This window comes from Isoptericola sp. NPDC056605 (genome assembly GCF_042792795.1).
In the GTDB taxonomy this organism is placed as follows: Bacteria; Actinomycetota; Actinomycetes; order Actinomycetales; family Cellulomonadaceae; genus Isoptericola.
Map to the genome: position 1 here is coordinate 133,014 of NZ_JBHTVT010000001.1, position 16,602 is coordinate 149,615.

The window sequence follows — 16,602 nt, forward strand, 5'->3', positions numbered from 1 at the left end:
GGTGGGTGGTGCAGAGAAGGTCGGGCGTCAGGTCGGGCGTCAGCCCAGGAGGGCGCGGCGGGTGACGGCGGCGGCCATCGCCGCGGCACCCGCGGAGGTGGGGTGCAGCCCGTCGCCGCTGTCGAAGGCGGGCGCGAGGCGCGCCGCGTCGGCCGGGTCGGCGAGCGCGGAGGCCAGGTCGGCGACGGCGTCGAAGGCGCCCGCTCCGCGGCCCGCCTCGGCGAGGAGGGTCGCGTTGACGACCCGGCGCTCGTCCTCGAGCGCCGGGGTCCAGCGCTGCCAGCCGCCGAACGGCGTGATGGTCGTGCCGACCACGCGCAGCCCCCGGTCGCGGGCGCGCAGCACGAGCTGGCGGTACCCGGCGAGCAGCACCGCGGGGTCGGTCTGGCTGGGCGGCTGCTGCAGGTCGTTGACGCCGAGCACCACGAGCAGCGTGTCGACCCCGGGCAGGGCCAGGGCGTCGCGGTCCAGGCGGGCCTGCCCGCTCGGGCCGAACCGCTCGTCGTCGAGCAGCACGCGGTTGCCGCTGATGCCGAGGTTCGCGACGCCCACCGGGCCGCCGCGCTCCGCGAGCCGGCGGGCGAGGTGGTCGGTGAAGCGCTGGTCGGCGTCGTCGGGCGTACCCACGCCCTCCGTGATCGAGTCGCCCAGCACGGCGACGCCGGGCACGCCGGGCCGCTCGACGTCCACGCCGACCAGCAGCACGGCCGACCGCGTCGTCTCCGCGCCGTCGTAGCCCGGGCCCGCGTCGCCCGTGAGGTCGCCCGCGCCGACGTACCCCGTCGCGTGCGTGTTGCGGTGGAAGCTGAGCGGGCCGGTGGGGCCGGGCAGGTGCACGCTGACGACCAGGTCGCCGCCGTCCGGGACGGCGATCCGCGCCGGGTCGCTGACGAGCGTCGCGCCCGCGGCGAGCAGCGCGCCGGGCTCTCCGCCGAAGGTGAGCGTGGTGACGGTGGCCGGGTCGACGGCGGCGCCCGGGCCCGTGAGGCCCGCCGCACGACGCGCGACGGTCACCGCCCCGATCCGCACCGGCGCCGTGGAGAAGGTGCCGGCGAGGCGCACGCGCAGCGCACCCGTCCGGCGGGTGCCGGCGCTGAGCCGCAGCACGTGCCGCACGGTGCGGTCGGTGACGCCGCCCAGCACGAGCGGGTCGGTCGCCGTGGGGCGGGTGTGCGCGGTGGTCCACGACGGCACCCACGTCGTCGTGCGCGACCGGGCCGCGGCGGTGTCCGCGAGCGCGGCGACGCCGTCGAGCGCCGTGGCGCGCGGCGCGAGGAGCAGCGCGCCGGTGGTGGCGAGCGCGCCGGCGAGCAGCGAGCGCCGGGCGACGGCGCCGGGGCGAGGAACGGCCTGGGCGGTGGTGCCGGTCATGCGTCGTCCTCCGTCTGGTCGAGGATCACGAGCCCCACCAGGACGGGGACGCTCGCGCACAGCAGCAGGGGGCCCGCGGGGACCACGAGCGAGAACACGGGCGTCGCGACGGCGGCGCCCAGCAGGGCGGTGCCGCGCGGCACCGAGGCGAACGCGAACCACAGCGCGCCGGGCACCCAGGTGCGGACGCTGCCCTCCGGGCGGGCCGCCGCGACCACCGCGAGCGCCAGGTGGTACGGCACGGACGCCACGAGCAGGCCGAGCGCCAGCATCACGAGGACGACGGCGGCCGGGCCGGAGCGCCCGACGAGGAACACGACGTCGACCACCAGCAGCGCGAGCGCCGCCGTCGACGCCACCGCGTGCCCGAGCAGCGGCCGCCAGTAGGCGCCGAACGCCCGGAAGACGCCCGTGAACGACCGGCCGTCGCCCTCGGTGCGCCAGGCGCGGAGGGTGTGTCCGACGGCGGCGAGCGCCGGGAGCCACGTGACGACCCCGAGGCAGAGGATCGCGAACGCCGCGCCTGCCGCCACCGGGTGCGCCAGCCACTCCAACCAGCCCAGGAACGTCTGCGACCACCGGCGCGAGCGGTCCTGCCGCGCGGGCGCCGGAGCGGCCGTCACCGCTGCCCCGCGAGCGGGAGGACGGCGGTGACCTCGGCGTCGCCGTCGAGCCCGGTGCGGTCGAGGAGCACCCGGCCGTCGAGCTCGACGCGCCGTGCCCCGACCACGGCGACCCGGTCGCCCGCGACCAGCACCGCGCGCGCCAGCGCCGACACGCCGTCGGCCTCGATCGCGCCGTCCGGCCCGGCGAGGTGCACCCGCTCGCCCCCGCCCAGCTCCACCCCGACCTCCGCGGCGAGCGGGGGGAGGAGGCGGGCGGTGGACGGCGTCGGGCGGAAGGCGTCGAACGGCTCGATCGTCGTGACGGCGAGCAGGTCGCGCGACGCGGGCGGCGTGACACGCAGCGTGTGCAGCCGCCGCGTCACGACCAGCGACGGTGTGCTCGACGTCGGGTTGGCCGCCACGTCGGTGACGACCTGCTCGGCGTGCGCGCCGCCCGCGGCGTGGGTGGTGAGCCACGCGCCGGCGCGGCCGTTCCGCAGCACCCGCCGCACGGCCCTCTCACGAGCGCCGCCGCCGTCCTCCCCGTCGCCGATGCCGTCGTGCGGCACGCCGAGGTCGACGGGCTCGCTCGGGTGGTCGGCGTGCAGCAGCACGGTCCACCCGCGCTCCTCGGCGGCGTGCCCGCGGTCGACGACGACGGTGCGCCCGGACGGCATGACGACCAGCGTGCGCTCCAGCGACTCGACGCCCAGCTCGGCCGGGTACATCCGCCCGGTGCGGGCGCGGCCGTGCAGGAACCCGCCCTCGGCGAGCACGTCCACCATGTCGGCGGTGCGGTCCGGCGGGGCGTCGGCGTAGACGTGGTACCGCCCCTCGCCCGCGAAGCCGTGCCCGTCGACGAGCACGAGGTTGTGGTGCCCGGCGCGCTTCTGGTTGGAGTAGCCCTCGTCGACCAGCAGCCACGCGCCGCGCGACGCGAGCACGAACGACCCGGCGTCGGGGTGGTGGTGCCCGGCGCTGAGGGTGTCCCAGCCGCGCTCGGCGTCGATCCGGCGCGACGTGTCCCAGGCGGTGTGCCCGCCGCCGGGCGACGACTTGAACGACACGAGCGTGGCGTCGTCGTCCCACGACGTGCGGTGCACCAGCAGGCCCAGGTCCTCGAACGCCGCCTGCGCGGGGACGGACGTGGCCGGGTCGACGGGCGCCACGGACGCGTCGTACCAGAGCAGCTCGGCCCAGGCCTCGGGCAGCACGCCGGGCCTCACGCCGCTCTCGTACGCCTCGCGCCAGAAGAACCGGTCCGCCACCGTGTCGGCCAGCCACTGCGCCTCGCCGATCCCGTACCGCGCGGCCAGGATCCGGTACAGGGCCACGCTGTGCCCGCTGCGCCGGTCGTGGCAGTCGCCGTGGTCGACGATCTCCTCGTAGCCGGGCGCGGCCTGGTGCAGCCGGTAGAAGAAGGTGCGCGCCAGGAACCGGCACCGGTCCCACCAGTCCACGCCCTCGGCGTCCTGGAGCAGGTCGAGGTAGGTCGCGAGCCACGGCACGCCGTAGCGCCAGTAGACGACGCCCTCCATGTCGGAGCCGTCCGCCGGCAGCACGTCGACGACGGTCGACATCGCCGCCTTGGCGCGCTCCGTCCAGGCCCGGACGCCGAGCGCGTAGCCGACGGTCGCGAGCCCGGTGTGGCAGATCCAGTGGTGGTTCTGCCAGAACGAGCTGGACCACCAGCCGCCCTCGCTCGCGACGGCGAAGTCGAACAGCCGCTGCCCCTGGAGCTCGAGCTTGGCGCGCAGCGCCTCGCGCCGCAGCGGCTCGAGGTCGTCGCCCAGCCAGGAGTAGGCCAGCGACAGCCCGTGCAGGATCCACCCCGCGTCGAGGTCGTGGTCGGGCAGGTGCGCGCGGCCCCAGTGGTCGAAGGACACGGCCGCCGAGATCCAGCGCCACGCCTCCTCGAGGTAGTGCCGCTGGCCCGTGAGCCGGTACGCGAGCGCGAGGTTCGCGGCCGCCGGCCCCAGGTACGTGATGCTCGCCAGCGGGTGCTCCGCCGGGGGCGCCGTGCGGCGGTACAGGTCGCACTGCTCCGCCAGCCGGCGCCACTGCTGCGCGAGGTCGCCGTCCAGCCGGGACCGCAGGTCGGCCAGCCGGGCCTCGTCGAGCAGCAGCATCCGGGCGGGGGCGATCGTCTCAGTCATCCGTCGTCTCCGTCGGCAGCGGGTGGACGTCGACGGCGCCGTCGGCGCGGTGCACGCGCACCTCGGTCGCGTCGAGCTCGACGCCCGTCACCTCGGCGCCCCGAGCGTCGTCCTCCGCCTGGTACACCGAGACCCACGTCGCCGACGTCGCGGCCACGGCGGCCCAGTCGACGTGCGACCGCTCGCGCTGCGGGTCGTCCGCCGGGCCGGGTCCGGGGGCGACGACGGCGCGCACGGGCACCGTCCCGCCCGGTCCGCCCGCGCGGGCGACGTGCACGCCGTCGAGCGCCTCGGCGCCGCGCCAGGCGGTGCGCACCACGTCGCCGTCGACGCGCACCCCGAGCGGCACGTCCGGCCGCAGCCCGAGCGTGAGCCGCCGGGGGCGGTCGGCGCGGGCGTGCGCGACGTCGAGCAGGTAGCCGTCGCCGAGGACGACGTGCCGCACGGCGCGGGCGCCGTCGTACCAGGCCGTGGCGTCGCCGCGGACCTCCACGGTCAGCGACCGCTCGGTGCGGGCCAGCAGGCGGCCGGTCGCCTCCGCGGGGTCGACGTCGTCGACCCGGACCACCGGGTGCGCGGCCGCCGACGCGTAGTGCGCCCGCCAGGCCGGGTGCCCGTACGGCACCTGGCCCGGGTCGGGTTGCCACGGCGCGGTGCGCCCGAACAGGGCGAGCGCGAGCTTGTCGTGGTGGCCGTGCCCCGCGCCGTGCGGGCCGTGGTCGAGCACGGCGTGGATCCCCGCCCCGCGCAGGACGGCGATCCCCACCTCCTCGTCCACGGTCACGGCCGGGCGCGGCGCGCGCGCCACGGCCAGCGGCGGCCCGGCGAACCACGTCGTCCGGCGCAGCTCGTCCTCGAGGCCGTCCGTGGGCTCGTCGTCGCCGTCCCCGGCGGCGGCCTCCGTGCGGGCGTGCGCGGCGACGGCGGCCAGCCCGGGGTCGGCGACGAAGCCGTCCGCCAGCGCGGCCAGCTCCGTCCACTCCAGCGCGAGGGCCGGGCGCACGTACGGCCCGTCGTGCACGGACGGCAGCACGCCGCCGTCGGTCGCGAGGCCGGCGAGCACGTCGACCATCGCGACCAGCCGGTCGCGGGCCTCGGCGGGCAGCGCCGCCGGGTCGGTGCCGCGCAGGGACAGCAGGTAGGCCCGCACCACGAAGCCGTGGTAGTACGTGCTGGCCTCCCACTCCCAGCCGCCGCGGGTGCTGGCCGCGAGCGCGTGGGCGAGCTGCCCGTGCTCCCCGGCGAGCCACTCGTCGTCGGCGACGGCGGGCGCCTCCCGGTCCCCGCGCACCAGCGCGGCGGCCCGGCTGCACACCCGGCCGGCGGCGTTGAGCCAGGCCGTGTAGTTGGAGGTGAACCTCCCGTCGGCCACCAGTCGGCCGCGCGCGGCGCGGGCGGCCTCGGCCGTCGCGTCGAGCATCCCCAGCACGGGGGCCAGGTCGCCCGCCCGGTCCGGGTCCGCCTCCGCGAGCGACCACACCGCGTGCCCGACCGACACGGCCCAGATGGCGTCGGTGAGCGCCTGGTGGAACAGCCGCCCCCACAGCATCCAGTCCTGCGCGCGCTCGTGCTCGCCCCCGCCCGCCACCTCGGCGTAGACGTCGGCGTAGGCCACGAGCAGCGCCACCGCCTGCGCCCGCGTCCCCTCGTCCCCCGTGCGGGCCGCCCGGTGCGCGAGCACCCGGGCCCGCCGTGCCCACGCCTGGTGGCTGAGCACCAGCCAGGCGCCGCGCACCAGCTCCGTGTCGACGACGCAGCCGTGCGGGCAGCGCACGCCGCCCGCGGGCGGCACCGGCCCGGGGATCCCCGCGTGGGAGAGCTCCGTGCCGTGCGCCGGGCAGACGAGGTCGTGCCACCAGCCGCCGCGCTCGCGCGGGAGGCCGGCCGCGACGTCGACGTCGTCCGAGGCGGGGTCCGAGGTGACGGGGGCGAGGGAGGTCATCGCGGCCAGGTCCCCCCGTCGATGTCGAGGGTGGTGCCCGTGATGTACGACGCCTCGCGCGAGGCCAGGTACTGCACCGCCGCCGCGACGTCCTCCACGGTGCCGGCCCGCCCGACCGGCGTGCCCGCGACCATCTTCTGCTGCGCCTCGTCGGTGCTGAACGTGCCGTGGAACGCCGTGTCGGCGATGTACCCCGGGGCCACGGCGTTGACGGTGACGCCCTGCGGCCCGAGCTCCTTGGCGAGGCCCTTGACGAAGCCGCGCACGGCCGCCTTCGCCGCCGCGTAGACGACCGACCCCGGCCCGCCGCCGTTGTGCGCGGCGAGCGACGACATCGCCACGATGCGCGGACGGTCCGACTCCAGCAGGTGCGGGATCGCGGCCCGCGTCGTGCGGAAGGTCGCGCCGAGGTTGACGTCGACCACGGACTCGTAGTGGTCGTCGCTCATCTCGGCCACGGGCACGCGGCCCACGAGGTGCCCCGCGTTGCAGACCACGACGTCGAGCCCGCCGAGGAAGGCGACGGCGTCGGCGACGAGCCGGTCCACGTCCTGCGTCGAGGTGACGTCGGCCTGCAGGGCGACCGCCTTGCGTCCCAGCGCCTCGATGTCCGCCACGGTCCGCGCGGCCGCGTCGGCCGAGCTGCCGTAGTGCACCACGACGTCCGCCCCCGCGGCGGCCAGCCCGAGCGCGACCCCGCGCCCGATCCCGTGCCCCGCGCCCGTGACGAGCACCTTCGCGTCCGTCATGTCCATCGCCATTCGCTTGCCTCTCTGTCCCACGGGCGACCGCTCGCCGCCCGTCACTTGACGCCCGCGTTCGCGAAGCCGCGGACGAAGTACTTCTGCCCCAGCAGGAAGAGCGCCACCATCGGCAGCGTGGCCAGCGTGGTGCCGGCCATGAGGAACGCCCACTGGGTGTCGTTCTCGGTGCGGAACACCGACAGGCCCACCTGGATCACGCGCATCGAGTCGGTGCGCGTCACGAGCAGCGGCCACAGGAAGTTGTTCCACGAGCTCTCGAACGTCAGCAGCGCCACGGTGATGAACGCCGGCTTGACCAGCGGCGTCATGATCCGCGCCCAGATGCCGAGCTCGCTCACGCCGTCGAGCCGGGCGGCCTCCTCCAGCTCCACCGGCAGGTCCAGGTAGAACTGCCGGAACAGGAAGACGGCGAACGGCGTCACGGCGCCGGGGACGATGAGCGCCCACCAGGTGTCGAGCCAGCCGGTGCCGCCCTGCCCGAGGATGTCGTTGCCCCCGAACAGCGGCATGAACCGCACGATGAGGAACTCGGGGATGATCTTCGTGTAGGTGGGGATCATCAGCGCCGCGACGAACCCGAGGAACACCAGCTCCGAGCCGCGGAAGCGCAGCCGGGCCAGCGCGTAGCCCGCCATCGACGCGACCAGCAGGTTGATGGTCGTGTGGCTCACGGCGATGATCAGGCTGTTGCGCGCGTAGGTGAGGAACGGCGCCGCGGCCAGCGCGTCCGCGTAGTTGCCCCACGCCCACTCGGTGGGCAGGAACGTGGGCGGGCTCGCCGCGATGTCCGCCGGCGTCTTGAGGGACGTCAGCACCATCCACACGAACGGCACCACCATGACGACGGCGATGACGCCCAGCGCCACGTAGAGGGCGGCCCGCGAGAGCCGGCGGCGCGACGCCGGGGAGCGCCCGACGACGTCGAGCGTCGTGCGCGGCGAGGTCGCCGCGAGATCAATGCCGGCCACTGTCGCCTCCGTTGAGCCGTCGGTTCGCGAGGGTCAGGAGCAGCAGGAAGACGAACAGGATGATCGACTGGGCGCACGCGTAGCCGACGCGGAACTCCCGGAACGCCGACTTGTAGATCTCGTACGTCATCATCGTGGTCGTGTTCGCCGGCCCGCCGTCCGTGAGGATGTAGATGAGGTCGAACGCCTGGAAGGCGGAGATCACCGAGGTGACGAAGACGAAGAACGTGGCGGGCTTGAGCAGCGGCAGCGTGATGCTGAAGAACTGCCGGGTCTTCGACGCCCCGTCCACCGACGCCGCCTCGTAGACGTCCTTCGGCAGGGACTGCAGCGCCGCCAGGTAGATGAGCATCTTCAGGCCGATGCCCTGCCAGATGCCGACGACGATCACGGACGGCATCGCCCACGTGGTCGACGACAGCCAGTTCTGCGCCGGGATCCCGAAGAAGCCGAGCACGGCGTTGAGCAGCCCGTTGCGCGGGTCGTAGATCCACAGCCACACCAGCGCGACGGCGATGGTCGCCGTCACCTGCGGGATGAACACCGCGGTGCGGAACAGCGCCCGGGCGCGCAGCTGCGTGTCGAGCATCAGCGCGATGAGCAGCGCGATGCCCATCGCCACCGGGACGGTGAAGAACGCGTAGACCAGCGTGTTGACCATGCCCCGGCGGAACACCGGGTCGGTCAGCGCGTCCACGTAGTTCTGGATCCCGTTGAAGCGCGGCTGCGTGAGCACGTCGTAGTTGGTGAACGACAGCACGAACGCCGCGATCACCGGGATGCCGATCCAGACCAGCGCGTGCAGGAACGCCGGCGCGACCATGAGCATGCCGGCGCGGCGGCGGGCCGCCCCCGCCCGCCGGCGCCGGGGCGCGGGCGAGCGGGGCGGGACGACGGGTGGTGCGCTCACGTCGCGCGGCGCGGAGACGACGGCCACGACGACCCCCTCTTCATCGATCGGTGTGTCGGGTCATGCCAGGTCATGGGACGGACCGGGTCACAGCCGGGCGATCGCGTCGTTCGCGATGCCGGTGAGCTGGTCGATGGCCGCCTGGGCGGACTGCTGCCCGACGATCGCCGTCTCGAGGGTGGGCTTGATCTTCTCCCGGATCTCCATCCAGGCCGGGGTGCCGCCCTCGGACCGCGCCTTGTCGAGGTTGTTGATGGCGAACTCGACCATCGGGTTGCCCTTGACGTAGTCGCTGTCCTTGAGGTCCGAGATCGCGGGGACCGAGCCGCGCTGCTCGCTCGCGACCAGGACGGCGTCGGGCGAGCCCATGTACTCGACGAAGGCGCGCGCGGCAGCGGGGTACTTCGAGGTGGCCGACTGCGACACCATCGTGCCGCCCTGCAGCATCGCGGGGTTCGTGTTGCCCAGCACGAACGTGCCGATCTTGTCGACCAGCTCGGGCGACTGCTGCTGGAGCTGCACGTACAGCGAGTTGTTCGTCATCATGATCGCCGAGGTGCCCTGCTGGAGGGTGGTCGGCTGGCCCGCCTCGGTGGTGAGGGCGAAGTCGGCCGAGCCGTCCGCCATCATGTCGAGGAAGAGCTGCAGCGACGCGACGCCCTCGGGGCTGTCGAAGAGCACCTCGCGGCCGTCCGGGGAGAAGAGCTCGCCCGAGTTGCCGAACAGGAACGTCTCCCAGCACTGGCGCAGGTCGATCGAGAACGGGTCGAAGCCGACGCGCGTGACCTTGGTGCCGTCCTTGACGGTGAGCTGCTTCGCGTAGTCGCGCAGCTCGTCCCAGTTCTTCGGGGTGCCCGTGAGGCCGGCCTCCTCGAAGAAGTCCTTGCGGTACGCCACGATGCGCGTGTCGAGCACCATCGGGAGGGCGTAGAGCTTGCCGTCGAACCGCGACGGCTCCAGCACCCGCTCCTCGTACGTGTAGCGCGTGGCGAGCGACTCGGGCAGCGGCGCGATCGCGTTCTTGAAGGCGAACGGCGGGATCCAGCCGACGCCGAGCGTGACGACGTCGGGCATCAGGCCGCTCGCCAGGCCCGTGGTGATCTTCTCGTTCAGCGAGCCGTAGTCGGTGTAGTCGACGGTGACGTTGACGTCCGGGTACTTCTCGTTGAACTGCTTGATCAGCTTGCCCTCGAGCGTCTCCTTGCCCGTGGCGCCCTCGAAGAGCGCGCACAGGAAGGTGATGTCGCCCTCCACCGGGCCGGTGGGGTCGGCGGCGGACGAGCCGCTGGGGCTCGTCGTGGCGCAGCCCGCCACGGCGGCCGCGGTCCCGAGGCCCATGGCCGTGAGGAAGCTGCGACGGCTGAATTCCATGACAAGCCCTTTCGATCGGCGTTGATCTCACGAAGGCGAGGAGGAGCCGACGGCGGCTCCCGGTGTAACGATGCACTGACCATAGAGTGGGACTTCACCTCCGTCAAGCGGTCCTTTGATGCCCTATGATCGGCGCCAGACAGTCCATCGATGCACTGGCGAGGTGGGCAGAGCCCGGAACCGAGGAGGCCGCACGAGCACATGGCTGGCATCACGATCCTGGACGTCGCGCGTGCGGCAGGCGTGTCCACGAGCACCGTCTCGAACCTGCTCAACGGGCGCACCGGCCGCATGCTGCCCGAGACCCGCGAGCGCGTGGAGAGCACCATCAAGGAGCTCGGCTACCGCCCCAACCGCGCCGCGCGCCAGCTGCGCACGGGCAAGCCGCAGGTGATCGGCCTCGTCGTGCCGTCCGTGGGCAACCCGTACTGGGGCGCGCTCGCCCGGTACCTCGAGGCCGCCGCCCTCACCGAGGGCTACCACGTGCTGCTGTGCAACTCCGAGCGCGACCCCGCCCGCGAGCGCCAGTACGTCGACGAGCTGGTCTCCGACGGCATCCGCGGCATCGTGCTCTGCTCCTCGCTCCCCTCCCTGGAGCACGTCTCGAGCCTGCTCGACGACGGCCTGCGGCTCGTCGCGTTCGACCGCACCGCGCAGGCCGACGACCCGGTCGGCCTCGTGAACGTCAGCGTCGACAACACCATCGGCGCGGAGCTGATGGGCGAGCACCTGGTGTCCCTCGGCCACCGGCGGATCGCGTTCGTCTCCGGCGCGATCCGTTCCGTCAACCGCACCGAGCGGTTCGAGGGCTTCCTGCGCGCGCTCGAGCGGGCCGGCATCGCGCGGCCCGACGTCGTCACCTGGCCCGGAAGCATCGCCGCCGACGGCACGTTCGGCGACGTCGAGGCCGCCGAGCTCGGCCGCGTCGCCGCCACCGAGCTGCTCGCCGGGCCGAACCCGCCCACCGCGATCTTCGCCGTCAACGACATGACCGCCATCGGCGTCTGCCGGGCCGTGCGCGACGCCGGCATGGAGGTGGGGCGGGAGGTGTCCGTGGCCGGGTTCGACGACATCGTGCTCGCGGAGCTCTACTCCCCGCGCCTCACCACCGTGCGCCAGCCGATGAAGGAGATGGCTGCCGCCGCGTTCCGGGCCCTGCACGGCTCCGACGAGGGGGCGGCGTCGCAGGGCTCCTCGCTGCTGTTCCGGCCGGAGCTCGTGGTGCGCGACTCGACGGCCGCGCCCGTCGCCTGACGCCGGCGCCCGTCAGAGCACGGCGGCGGCCAGCGTCTCGCCGCCCGCGTGCGCGATCTCGACGCGGGCGATGCGGTCCAGCGGCACGGACGACGCCGCGCCGAGGCCGGCGGAGGACGTCCCCGACCCGGTCCAGGTCGCGGCGACGGTGCGGCCGCCGTCGTCGTCCACCAGGACGAGCTCGTAGGTCGGCGCGCCCGCCGGGTCGTAGCCGCCCGAGCTCGGCGGGTAGGTGCAGCTCCACTCCAGGCTCGTACCCCACGGCCGGGCCGTCGCGCTGAGCGACGCCCGCACGTCGACTGCACCGACCGGCTCGAGCTCCACCGCCGTGGACTGCGCGACCGGCGACGACGGGGCCGGGCCGGGGCCGGGGGCCTCCCCCGGGCCGCCGAGGGCCAGCCCCGCGCCGACCCCGCTCACCAGCAGCGCCGACGCGGCGACCGCGACCAGCGACCGCCTGCGCCGACGCGAGCGCCGGGCCGCGTCGGCCAGGGCCGCGAGGAGCACGACGTCCGCCCGGTCGCCGTGGCTCCCGTCCCCGCCCACGGCCCCGCCCGCGACCGTGTCCCGCGGGTCCGTCGCGAGCGCGTGCTCCGCGGGCACGGACGCGAGCAGCCCGGGCACGCCGGCCAGCTCCGCGACCGCCGCCCGGCACGCGTCGCAGCCGGCCAGGTGCTCCTCGTAGGCGCGCCGGTCGGCCGGGCTCAGCGAGCCCAGCACGTACGCGGCGTCCCACTCGCGGTACGGGTCGGTCGGCGCGGTCATGGCGTCACTCCCTTCTCCTGCAGGGCGAGCCGCAGGGCGCGCAGGGCGTAGTGCATGCGGGACTTCACGGTCCCGGGCGGGACGTCGAGCTCGTCGGCCAGCTCGGCGACCGACCGCCCGCGGTAGTAGGCGCCCACGACGACGGCGCGGTGCTCGGCCGACAGGTCCGCGAGCGCGTCCGCGACGAGCCAGGCGTCCAGGACGGCCTGCGTGCGGTCGGGCTCGGGCTGCTCGGGCAGGTGCCCGGTGGCGCGCTCGCGGGCGTGCCGCGCGCTGCGGAGCTGGTCGACCACGAGGTGGCGCGCCACGGTGAACAGCCAGGCGCGCACGGACTCCTCCGGCCGTTCCAGCACCTCCGGGTGCCGCCACAGGCGCAGCAGCGACTCCTGCACGACGTCCTGCGCGTCGGCGCCGTCGGGCACCAGCCGCGCGACGAAGCGCTGCAGGTCCGGGGCGTGCGCGGCGTGGATGGCCTCGAGGAGCTCCTCCTCGGCGCGGGAGCGCGGCCTCACGACCGCTCCAGCACCAGCGAGATCTCGACGGCGCCCTCGTGGTCCACGCGGACGAAGCCGAGGGACGGCGCCGCGACGTCGAAGTCGGCGAACGTCACCGGCACGCTGGCTGCGACCTGCACGCCGTCGCCGACGGCCGCGACCTGGGCCGTGGCCACGACGTCGCGCGTCACCCCGTGCACCGTCAGCTCGCCCGGCAGCTCCACCTCGGTGGGGCCGGCGGCCAGCGGCACCGGCTCGGTGACCGTGAAGCCCGCGGTCGGGAACGTCCCCACCTCCATCACGCTGCCACGGAAGTACGCGTCCCGCGGCGGCTCGTCGGTGTGGATGCTCGCGACGTCGACCGTCACGTCGCCCGACGTCAGCTCCCCGCCCTCCACCGTCACGCTGCCGCTCACCTGGTCCGTCCGTCCGGTGACGGTCACGTCCTCGCCCCGCAGCACCTCGTGCACCCGGTAGCCGGCCTCCGAGCCGGACGCCACGACCCAGGTGCCGTCGAGGCCGGCCGGGTCGGCGAGCGGAGCCCCCGACGTGGAGAGCGTCGGGGGCTCCGCCGCGGCGCGGTTGGCGTGGTCGGCGTACAGACCGGGCCCGACGAGCACGGCGGCGCCGCCGAGCAGGACCAGCCCGGCTCCCGCCCCCACCAGCACCTTCGTCCGTCGGCGCACGACCGCTCCCTCCGCCCCGGGCCGCGCCCGCCCGCGCGGCTCCACCCCGCACGACGAGGCAGGCCCCCGCGAGGTTCACGTCCCGTGCCGCCCCGATGAACCCGCGGCGCCGCGATCTCGTCGTCCCTCACAGCAGCACCAGAGCGGAGCGTCCGAGCCGAAGGAGTCATCATGCGCACCACGAGGTCACGACTGGCCGCCCTCGCCGCGGCGGCGGCGCTCGCCACCACCCTGGCCGCGTGCGGCGGCGGCGGGGGCGGCAGCAACGGCGGCGGGGCGAGCACCCCCACCGACACCTCGACGGGCGGCACGCCGGGCAGCTCGCCGAGCTCGTCGTCCGACGGCGGGTCGGCGGGCACCGCCGCGCTGAGCACGGCCGAGACCAGCCTGGGCACGGTCGTCGTCGACGGCCAGGGCATGACCGTCTACTACTACACCCCGGACAAGGCCGGCTCGGGCGAGAGCGCGTGCACGGGCGAGTGCCTGGCCGCGTGGCCGCCGGTGCACGCCGGCAAGGGCACCCCGCAGGTGCAGGGCGTGACGGCCGAGGTCGGCACGATCCCCGGCAACGACGGCGAGCCCCAGGTGACCCTCGACGGCCGCCCCGTCTACCTCTACGCGGGAGACGCGGCGCCGGGCGACGTCGACGGCCAGGGCCTGCAGGACATCTGGTGGGTGGTGGCGCCGGACGGCTCCGAGATCACCACGATGGCCGGCTCGGACGGCGGGGGCTACTGACCCGCCGCCGCGACGCGCGTCACGGGGCGGCGTGACGCCGGAGGATCGCGGCGGCGTCGGTGCCGCGCGGCAGGACGCCGTACCCGTGGCCGCGGCCGTCGCCGAGCCGGGCCGCGACGAACGCGTCGGCCGCCGTGCTCGGCGCGTACCGCACCATGAGCGACACCTGCAGCCCGACGGCGAGGGCCTCGACGACGCGGCGCGCGGAGGCCTGCTGCTCGGCGGGGTCCGCGCCGGCGAGCCGAGCGAGCAGGTCGCGGGTGGCGGCGAGGTGGGCGTCGAGGTCCCGGTGGGCGCCGGCCGCGAGCGCGAGCTCGGCGTCGACGGCGGCCAGCGACCCGGGCTCGCGGGTCATGGCGCGCAGCACGTCGAGCGCGACGACGTTGCCCGAGCCCTCCCAGATCGCCATGACCGGCTGCTCGCGATAGCGCCGGGCCAGCGGGAACGCCTCGGTGTAGCCGTTGCCGCCGAGGCACTCCATCGCCTCGTAGGCGTGCTGCGGGCCGCGCTTGCACACCCAGTACTTCGCGACGGCGGTGGCCAGGCGACGGAACGCACGCTCGCCGTCGTCGCCCTCGTCCCCCGCCCCGGCGTCGTACGCGGCCGCGAGCCGCATCGAGGTGAGCGTCGCGGCCTCGGACTCGAGCGCGAGGTCGGCGAGCACCGCCGTCATCGCCGGCTGGTCGACGAGGCGAGCGCCGAACGCCGTCCGGTGCCGCGCGTGCCACAGCGCCTCCGCGACGCCCTGGCGCATCCCGGCCGCGCTGCCGTGCACGCAGTCGAGGCGGGTGCGCTGCACCATCTCGATGATGGTGCGCACGCCGCGGCCGGGCTCCCCCACCAGGTGGCCGACGGTGCCGTCCAGCTCGATCTCGGCCGACGCGTTGGACCGGTTGCCGAGCTTGTCCTTGAGCCGCTGGAGGCGGAGCACGTTGCGGGTGCCGTCCTCGAGGACGCGCGGCACGAGGAAGCAGGACTGGCCGTCCGGCGCCTGCGCGAGCACGAGGAACGCGTCCGACATCGGCGCCGAGCAGAACCACTTGTGACCGGTGAGCACGTACGTGCCGTCACCGGCCGGCGTCGCGCGGGTCGTGTTCGCCCGCACGTCGCTGCCGCCCTGCTTCTCCGTCATCGCCATGCCCACGAGCGCGCCGGGCTTGGTGCCGGGCGCGGCGAGCGCGCCGTCGTACCCGGTGGCGAGCAGCCGCGGCTCCCACAGGGCCGCCAGGTCGGGGGCGTGCCGCAGGCTGGCCACGGCCGCGTGCGTCATCGACACCGGGCACGCGTGCCCGGGCTCCACCTGCCCGAACAGGGAGAACAGGGCGCCGCGGACGACGTTCGCCCCCGGCCGGGGGTCGGCCCACGCGCTCGTGTGGGCTCCGCGCGCCACGGCCGCGGCGATCACCTCGTGGTACGCGGGGTGGTACTCGACCTCGTCGATCCGGCGCCCGCGGCGGTCGTGGGTGCGCAGCACCGGCTCGTGGGTGTTCGCGAGCTCCGCGGACCGCTGGAAGGTCACGCTCCCGACGTGCGCGCCCGCCTCGACGAGCCGCTCCTCGCCCCAGCCGCCGCCGAAGGCGTGCACGGCGTCGCGCAGCACCGGGAAGTCGAGGTACTCGTTGACGTCCGCCCGTTCCGGCGGCTGGTTCGTGACCTCGTGCGTGCGGTGCCCGCCCGCGTGCACGTCCTCGTCGACGGTCACGGCGGCTCCTTCCTCAGGCCCTCAGGAGGCGTAAGCGCCCTGCCACACGGTGTCGAACGGCGTGCGGGCCTCGACCCGCGCCTCGATGCCCTGCGTCACCATGTCCTTCGCGACGCGGACCGCCTCGGGCACGTCGGCGCCCTTGGCCAGCTCCGCGGTGATGGCGGCGGCGAACGTGCAGCCGGCGCCGGAGACGCGCTCCTCGCCCACCTTGGGGGTGGCGAAGACGGTGACCTCGTCGCCGTCGAACAGGACGTCGACGGCGTCCGGGCCGGCCAGCTCGACGCCGCCCTTCGCGACCACGTACCGGCGGCCGTGGCCGTCGCCCAGGCGGGCGTGGATGCGACGCGCGGCCTCGGTCAGCTCCTCGACGGACGTGATGTCGTCCATGCCGGCGAGCGTCTTGGCCTCGAACAGGTTGGGCGTCACGACCGTGGCCAGCGGCAGCACGCGCTCGCGCAGCGCCGTGTCGGTGTCGAGCGCGGCGCCGGGCTCCTGCCCCTTGCAGATCAGCACCGGGTCGAGGACGACGTGCCGCCACGGCTGCGTCTCCAGCGAGCGGGCCACGACGTCGATGGTCGCGGGCGTGCCGAGCATCCCGATCTTCACGACGTCCAGCGCGTGGGTGGACGTCGCGGCCTCGAACTGGTCCGCGATGACCTGCGGCTCCACGGGCACGAACCGGTGGCCCCAGTCGTGCTTCGGGTCGAACGAGACGATGCAGGTCAGCGTGCCCACCCCGTAGGTGCCGAGCTGCTGGAAGGTCTTGAGGTCGGCCTGGATCCCGGCCCCTCCCGTGGCCTCGGACCCGGCGATGACGTACGCGAGCGGCGGCGTGGTGCTCATGGTGGGCCAGCCTACGACGGCGGCGGACGG

15 protein-coding genes are annotated in these 16,602 nt (G+C 75.1%); 2 read left to right on the forward strand and 13 right to left on the reverse strand.

Annotated elements, in window-relative coordinates:
• Positions 1-39: 39 nt before the first annotated feature.
• Genes ACFQ8Y_RS00530 through ACFQ8Y_RS00565 form a run of 8 tightly spaced genes read right to left on the reverse strand, consistent with a single transcriptional unit; the run spans position 40 to position 10,087 of the window.
• On the reverse strand, positions 40-1,371 hold the full coding sequence (locus ACFQ8Y_RS00530) for a GDSL-type esterase/lipase family protein (RefSeq protein WP_430584252.1): 1,332 nt from the start codon (positions 1,369-1,371) through the stop codon (positions 40-42).
• Entirely contained in the window at positions 1,368-1,994 is a 627-nt protein-coding gene (locus tag ACFQ8Y_RS00535) for a DUF624 domain-containing protein (RefSeq protein ID WP_430584253.1), read from the reverse strand. The genes ACFQ8Y_RS00530 and ACFQ8Y_RS00535 overlap by 4 nt, the downstream gene beginning before the upstream one ends.
• Complete coding sequence (locus tag ACFQ8Y_RS00540; RefSeq protein WP_430584254.1) at positions 1,991-4,132, reverse strand: DUF4962 domain-containing protein; 2,142 nt, start codon at positions 4,130-4,132, stop codon at positions 1,991-1,993. The genes ACFQ8Y_RS00535 and ACFQ8Y_RS00540 overlap by 4 nt, the downstream gene beginning before the upstream one ends.
• Positions 4,125-6,074 (reverse strand): heparinase II/III family protein, encoded by a 1,950-nt coding sequence (locus tag ACFQ8Y_RS00545; RefSeq protein WP_430584255.1) that lies wholly within the window; start codon positions 6,072-6,074, stop codon positions 4,125-4,127. The genes ACFQ8Y_RS00540 and ACFQ8Y_RS00545 overlap by 8 nt, the downstream gene beginning before the upstream one ends.
• On the reverse strand, positions 6,071-6,823 hold the full coding sequence (locus ACFQ8Y_RS00550) for an SDR family NAD(P)-dependent oxidoreductase (protein ID WP_430549091.1): 753 nt from the start codon (positions 6,821-6,823) through the stop codon (positions 6,071-6,073). Before ACFQ8Y_RS00550 ends, ACFQ8Y_RS00545 begins: the two co-directional genes overlap by 4 nt.
• 53 nt (positions 6,824-6,876) lie before the next feature.
• Positions 6,877-7,806 carry a carbohydrate ABC transporter permease gene (locus ACFQ8Y_RS00555; protein WP_430584256.1) on the reverse strand — a complete coding sequence of 310 codons (930 nt, stop codon included), beginning with the start codon at positions 7,804-7,806 and terminating at the stop codon, positions 6,877-6,879.
• Positions 7,793-8,743, reverse strand: a complete 951-nt coding sequence (locus ACFQ8Y_RS00560) for a carbohydrate ABC transporter permease (RefSeq protein ID WP_430549093.1) — start codon at positions 8,741-8,743, stop codon at positions 7,793-7,795. Before ACFQ8Y_RS00560 ends, ACFQ8Y_RS00555 begins: the two co-directional genes overlap by 14 nt.
• A gap of 60 nt (positions 8,744-8,803) precedes the next feature.
• Positions 8,804-10,087: an ABC transporter substrate-binding protein gene (locus ACFQ8Y_RS00565; RefSeq protein WP_430584257.1), complete on the reverse strand. Its 1,284-nt coding sequence runs from the start codon at positions 10,085-10,087 to the stop codon at positions 8,804-8,806.
• 201 nt (positions 10,088-10,288) lie between these two features.
• Between ACFQ8Y_RS00565 and ACFQ8Y_RS00570 the strand changes: the two genes are divergently transcribed.
• A complete protein-coding gene (locus ACFQ8Y_RS00570) occupies positions 10,289-11,341 on the forward strand; it encodes a LacI family DNA-binding transcriptional regulator (RefSeq protein WP_430549095.1) in 1,053 nt (350 codons plus the stop codon).
• 12 nt (positions 11,342-11,353) lie between these two features.
• Here the strand turns inward: ACFQ8Y_RS00570 and ACFQ8Y_RS00575 are convergent, their stop codons facing one another.
• Genes ACFQ8Y_RS00575 through ACFQ8Y_RS00585 form a run of 3 tightly spaced genes read right to left on the reverse strand, consistent with a single transcriptional unit; the run spans position 11,354 to position 13,286 of the window.
• Entirely contained in the window at positions 11,354-12,106 is a 753-nt protein-coding gene (locus ACFQ8Y_RS00575) for an anti-sigma factor family protein (RefSeq protein WP_430584258.1), read from the reverse strand.
• Positions 12,103-12,618 (reverse strand): sigma-70 family RNA polymerase sigma factor, encoded by a 516-nt coding sequence (locus ACFQ8Y_RS00580; protein WP_430549097.1) that lies wholly within the window; start codon positions 12,616-12,618, stop codon positions 12,103-12,105. The genes ACFQ8Y_RS00575 and ACFQ8Y_RS00580 overlap by 4 nt, the downstream gene beginning before the upstream one ends.
• A complete protein-coding gene (locus ACFQ8Y_RS00585) occupies positions 12,615-13,286 on the reverse strand; it encodes a YceI family protein (protein WP_430584259.1) in 672 nt (223 codons plus the stop codon). The genes ACFQ8Y_RS00580 and ACFQ8Y_RS00585 overlap by 4 nt, the downstream gene beginning before the upstream one ends.
• A 171-nt stretch (positions 13,287-13,457) precedes the next feature.
• Here ACFQ8Y_RS00585 and ACFQ8Y_RS00590 point away from each other — a divergent pair, with 171 nt between their 5' ends.
• On the forward strand, positions 13,458-14,024 hold the full coding sequence (locus tag ACFQ8Y_RS00590) for a hypothetical protein (RefSeq protein WP_430584260.1): 567 nt from the start codon (positions 13,458-13,460) through the stop codon (positions 14,022-14,024).
• Positions 14,025-14,043: 19 nt separating this feature from the next.
• On the opposite strand, the gene ACFQ8Y_RS00595 is transcribed toward ACFQ8Y_RS00590, so the two are convergent.
• On the reverse strand, positions 14,044-15,726 hold the full coding sequence (locus ACFQ8Y_RS00595; protein ID WP_430584261.1) for an acyl-CoA dehydrogenase family protein: 1,683 nt from the start codon (positions 15,724-15,726) through the stop codon (positions 14,044-14,046).
• A gap of 21 nt (positions 15,727-15,747) precedes the next feature.
• A complete protein-coding gene (locus ACFQ8Y_RS00600; protein ID WP_429763109.1) occupies positions 15,748-16,572 on the reverse strand; it encodes a hydroxymethylpyrimidine/phosphomethylpyrimidine kinase in 825 nt (274 codons plus the stop codon).
• Between the last annotated feature and the right edge of the window lie 30 nt (positions 16,573-16,602).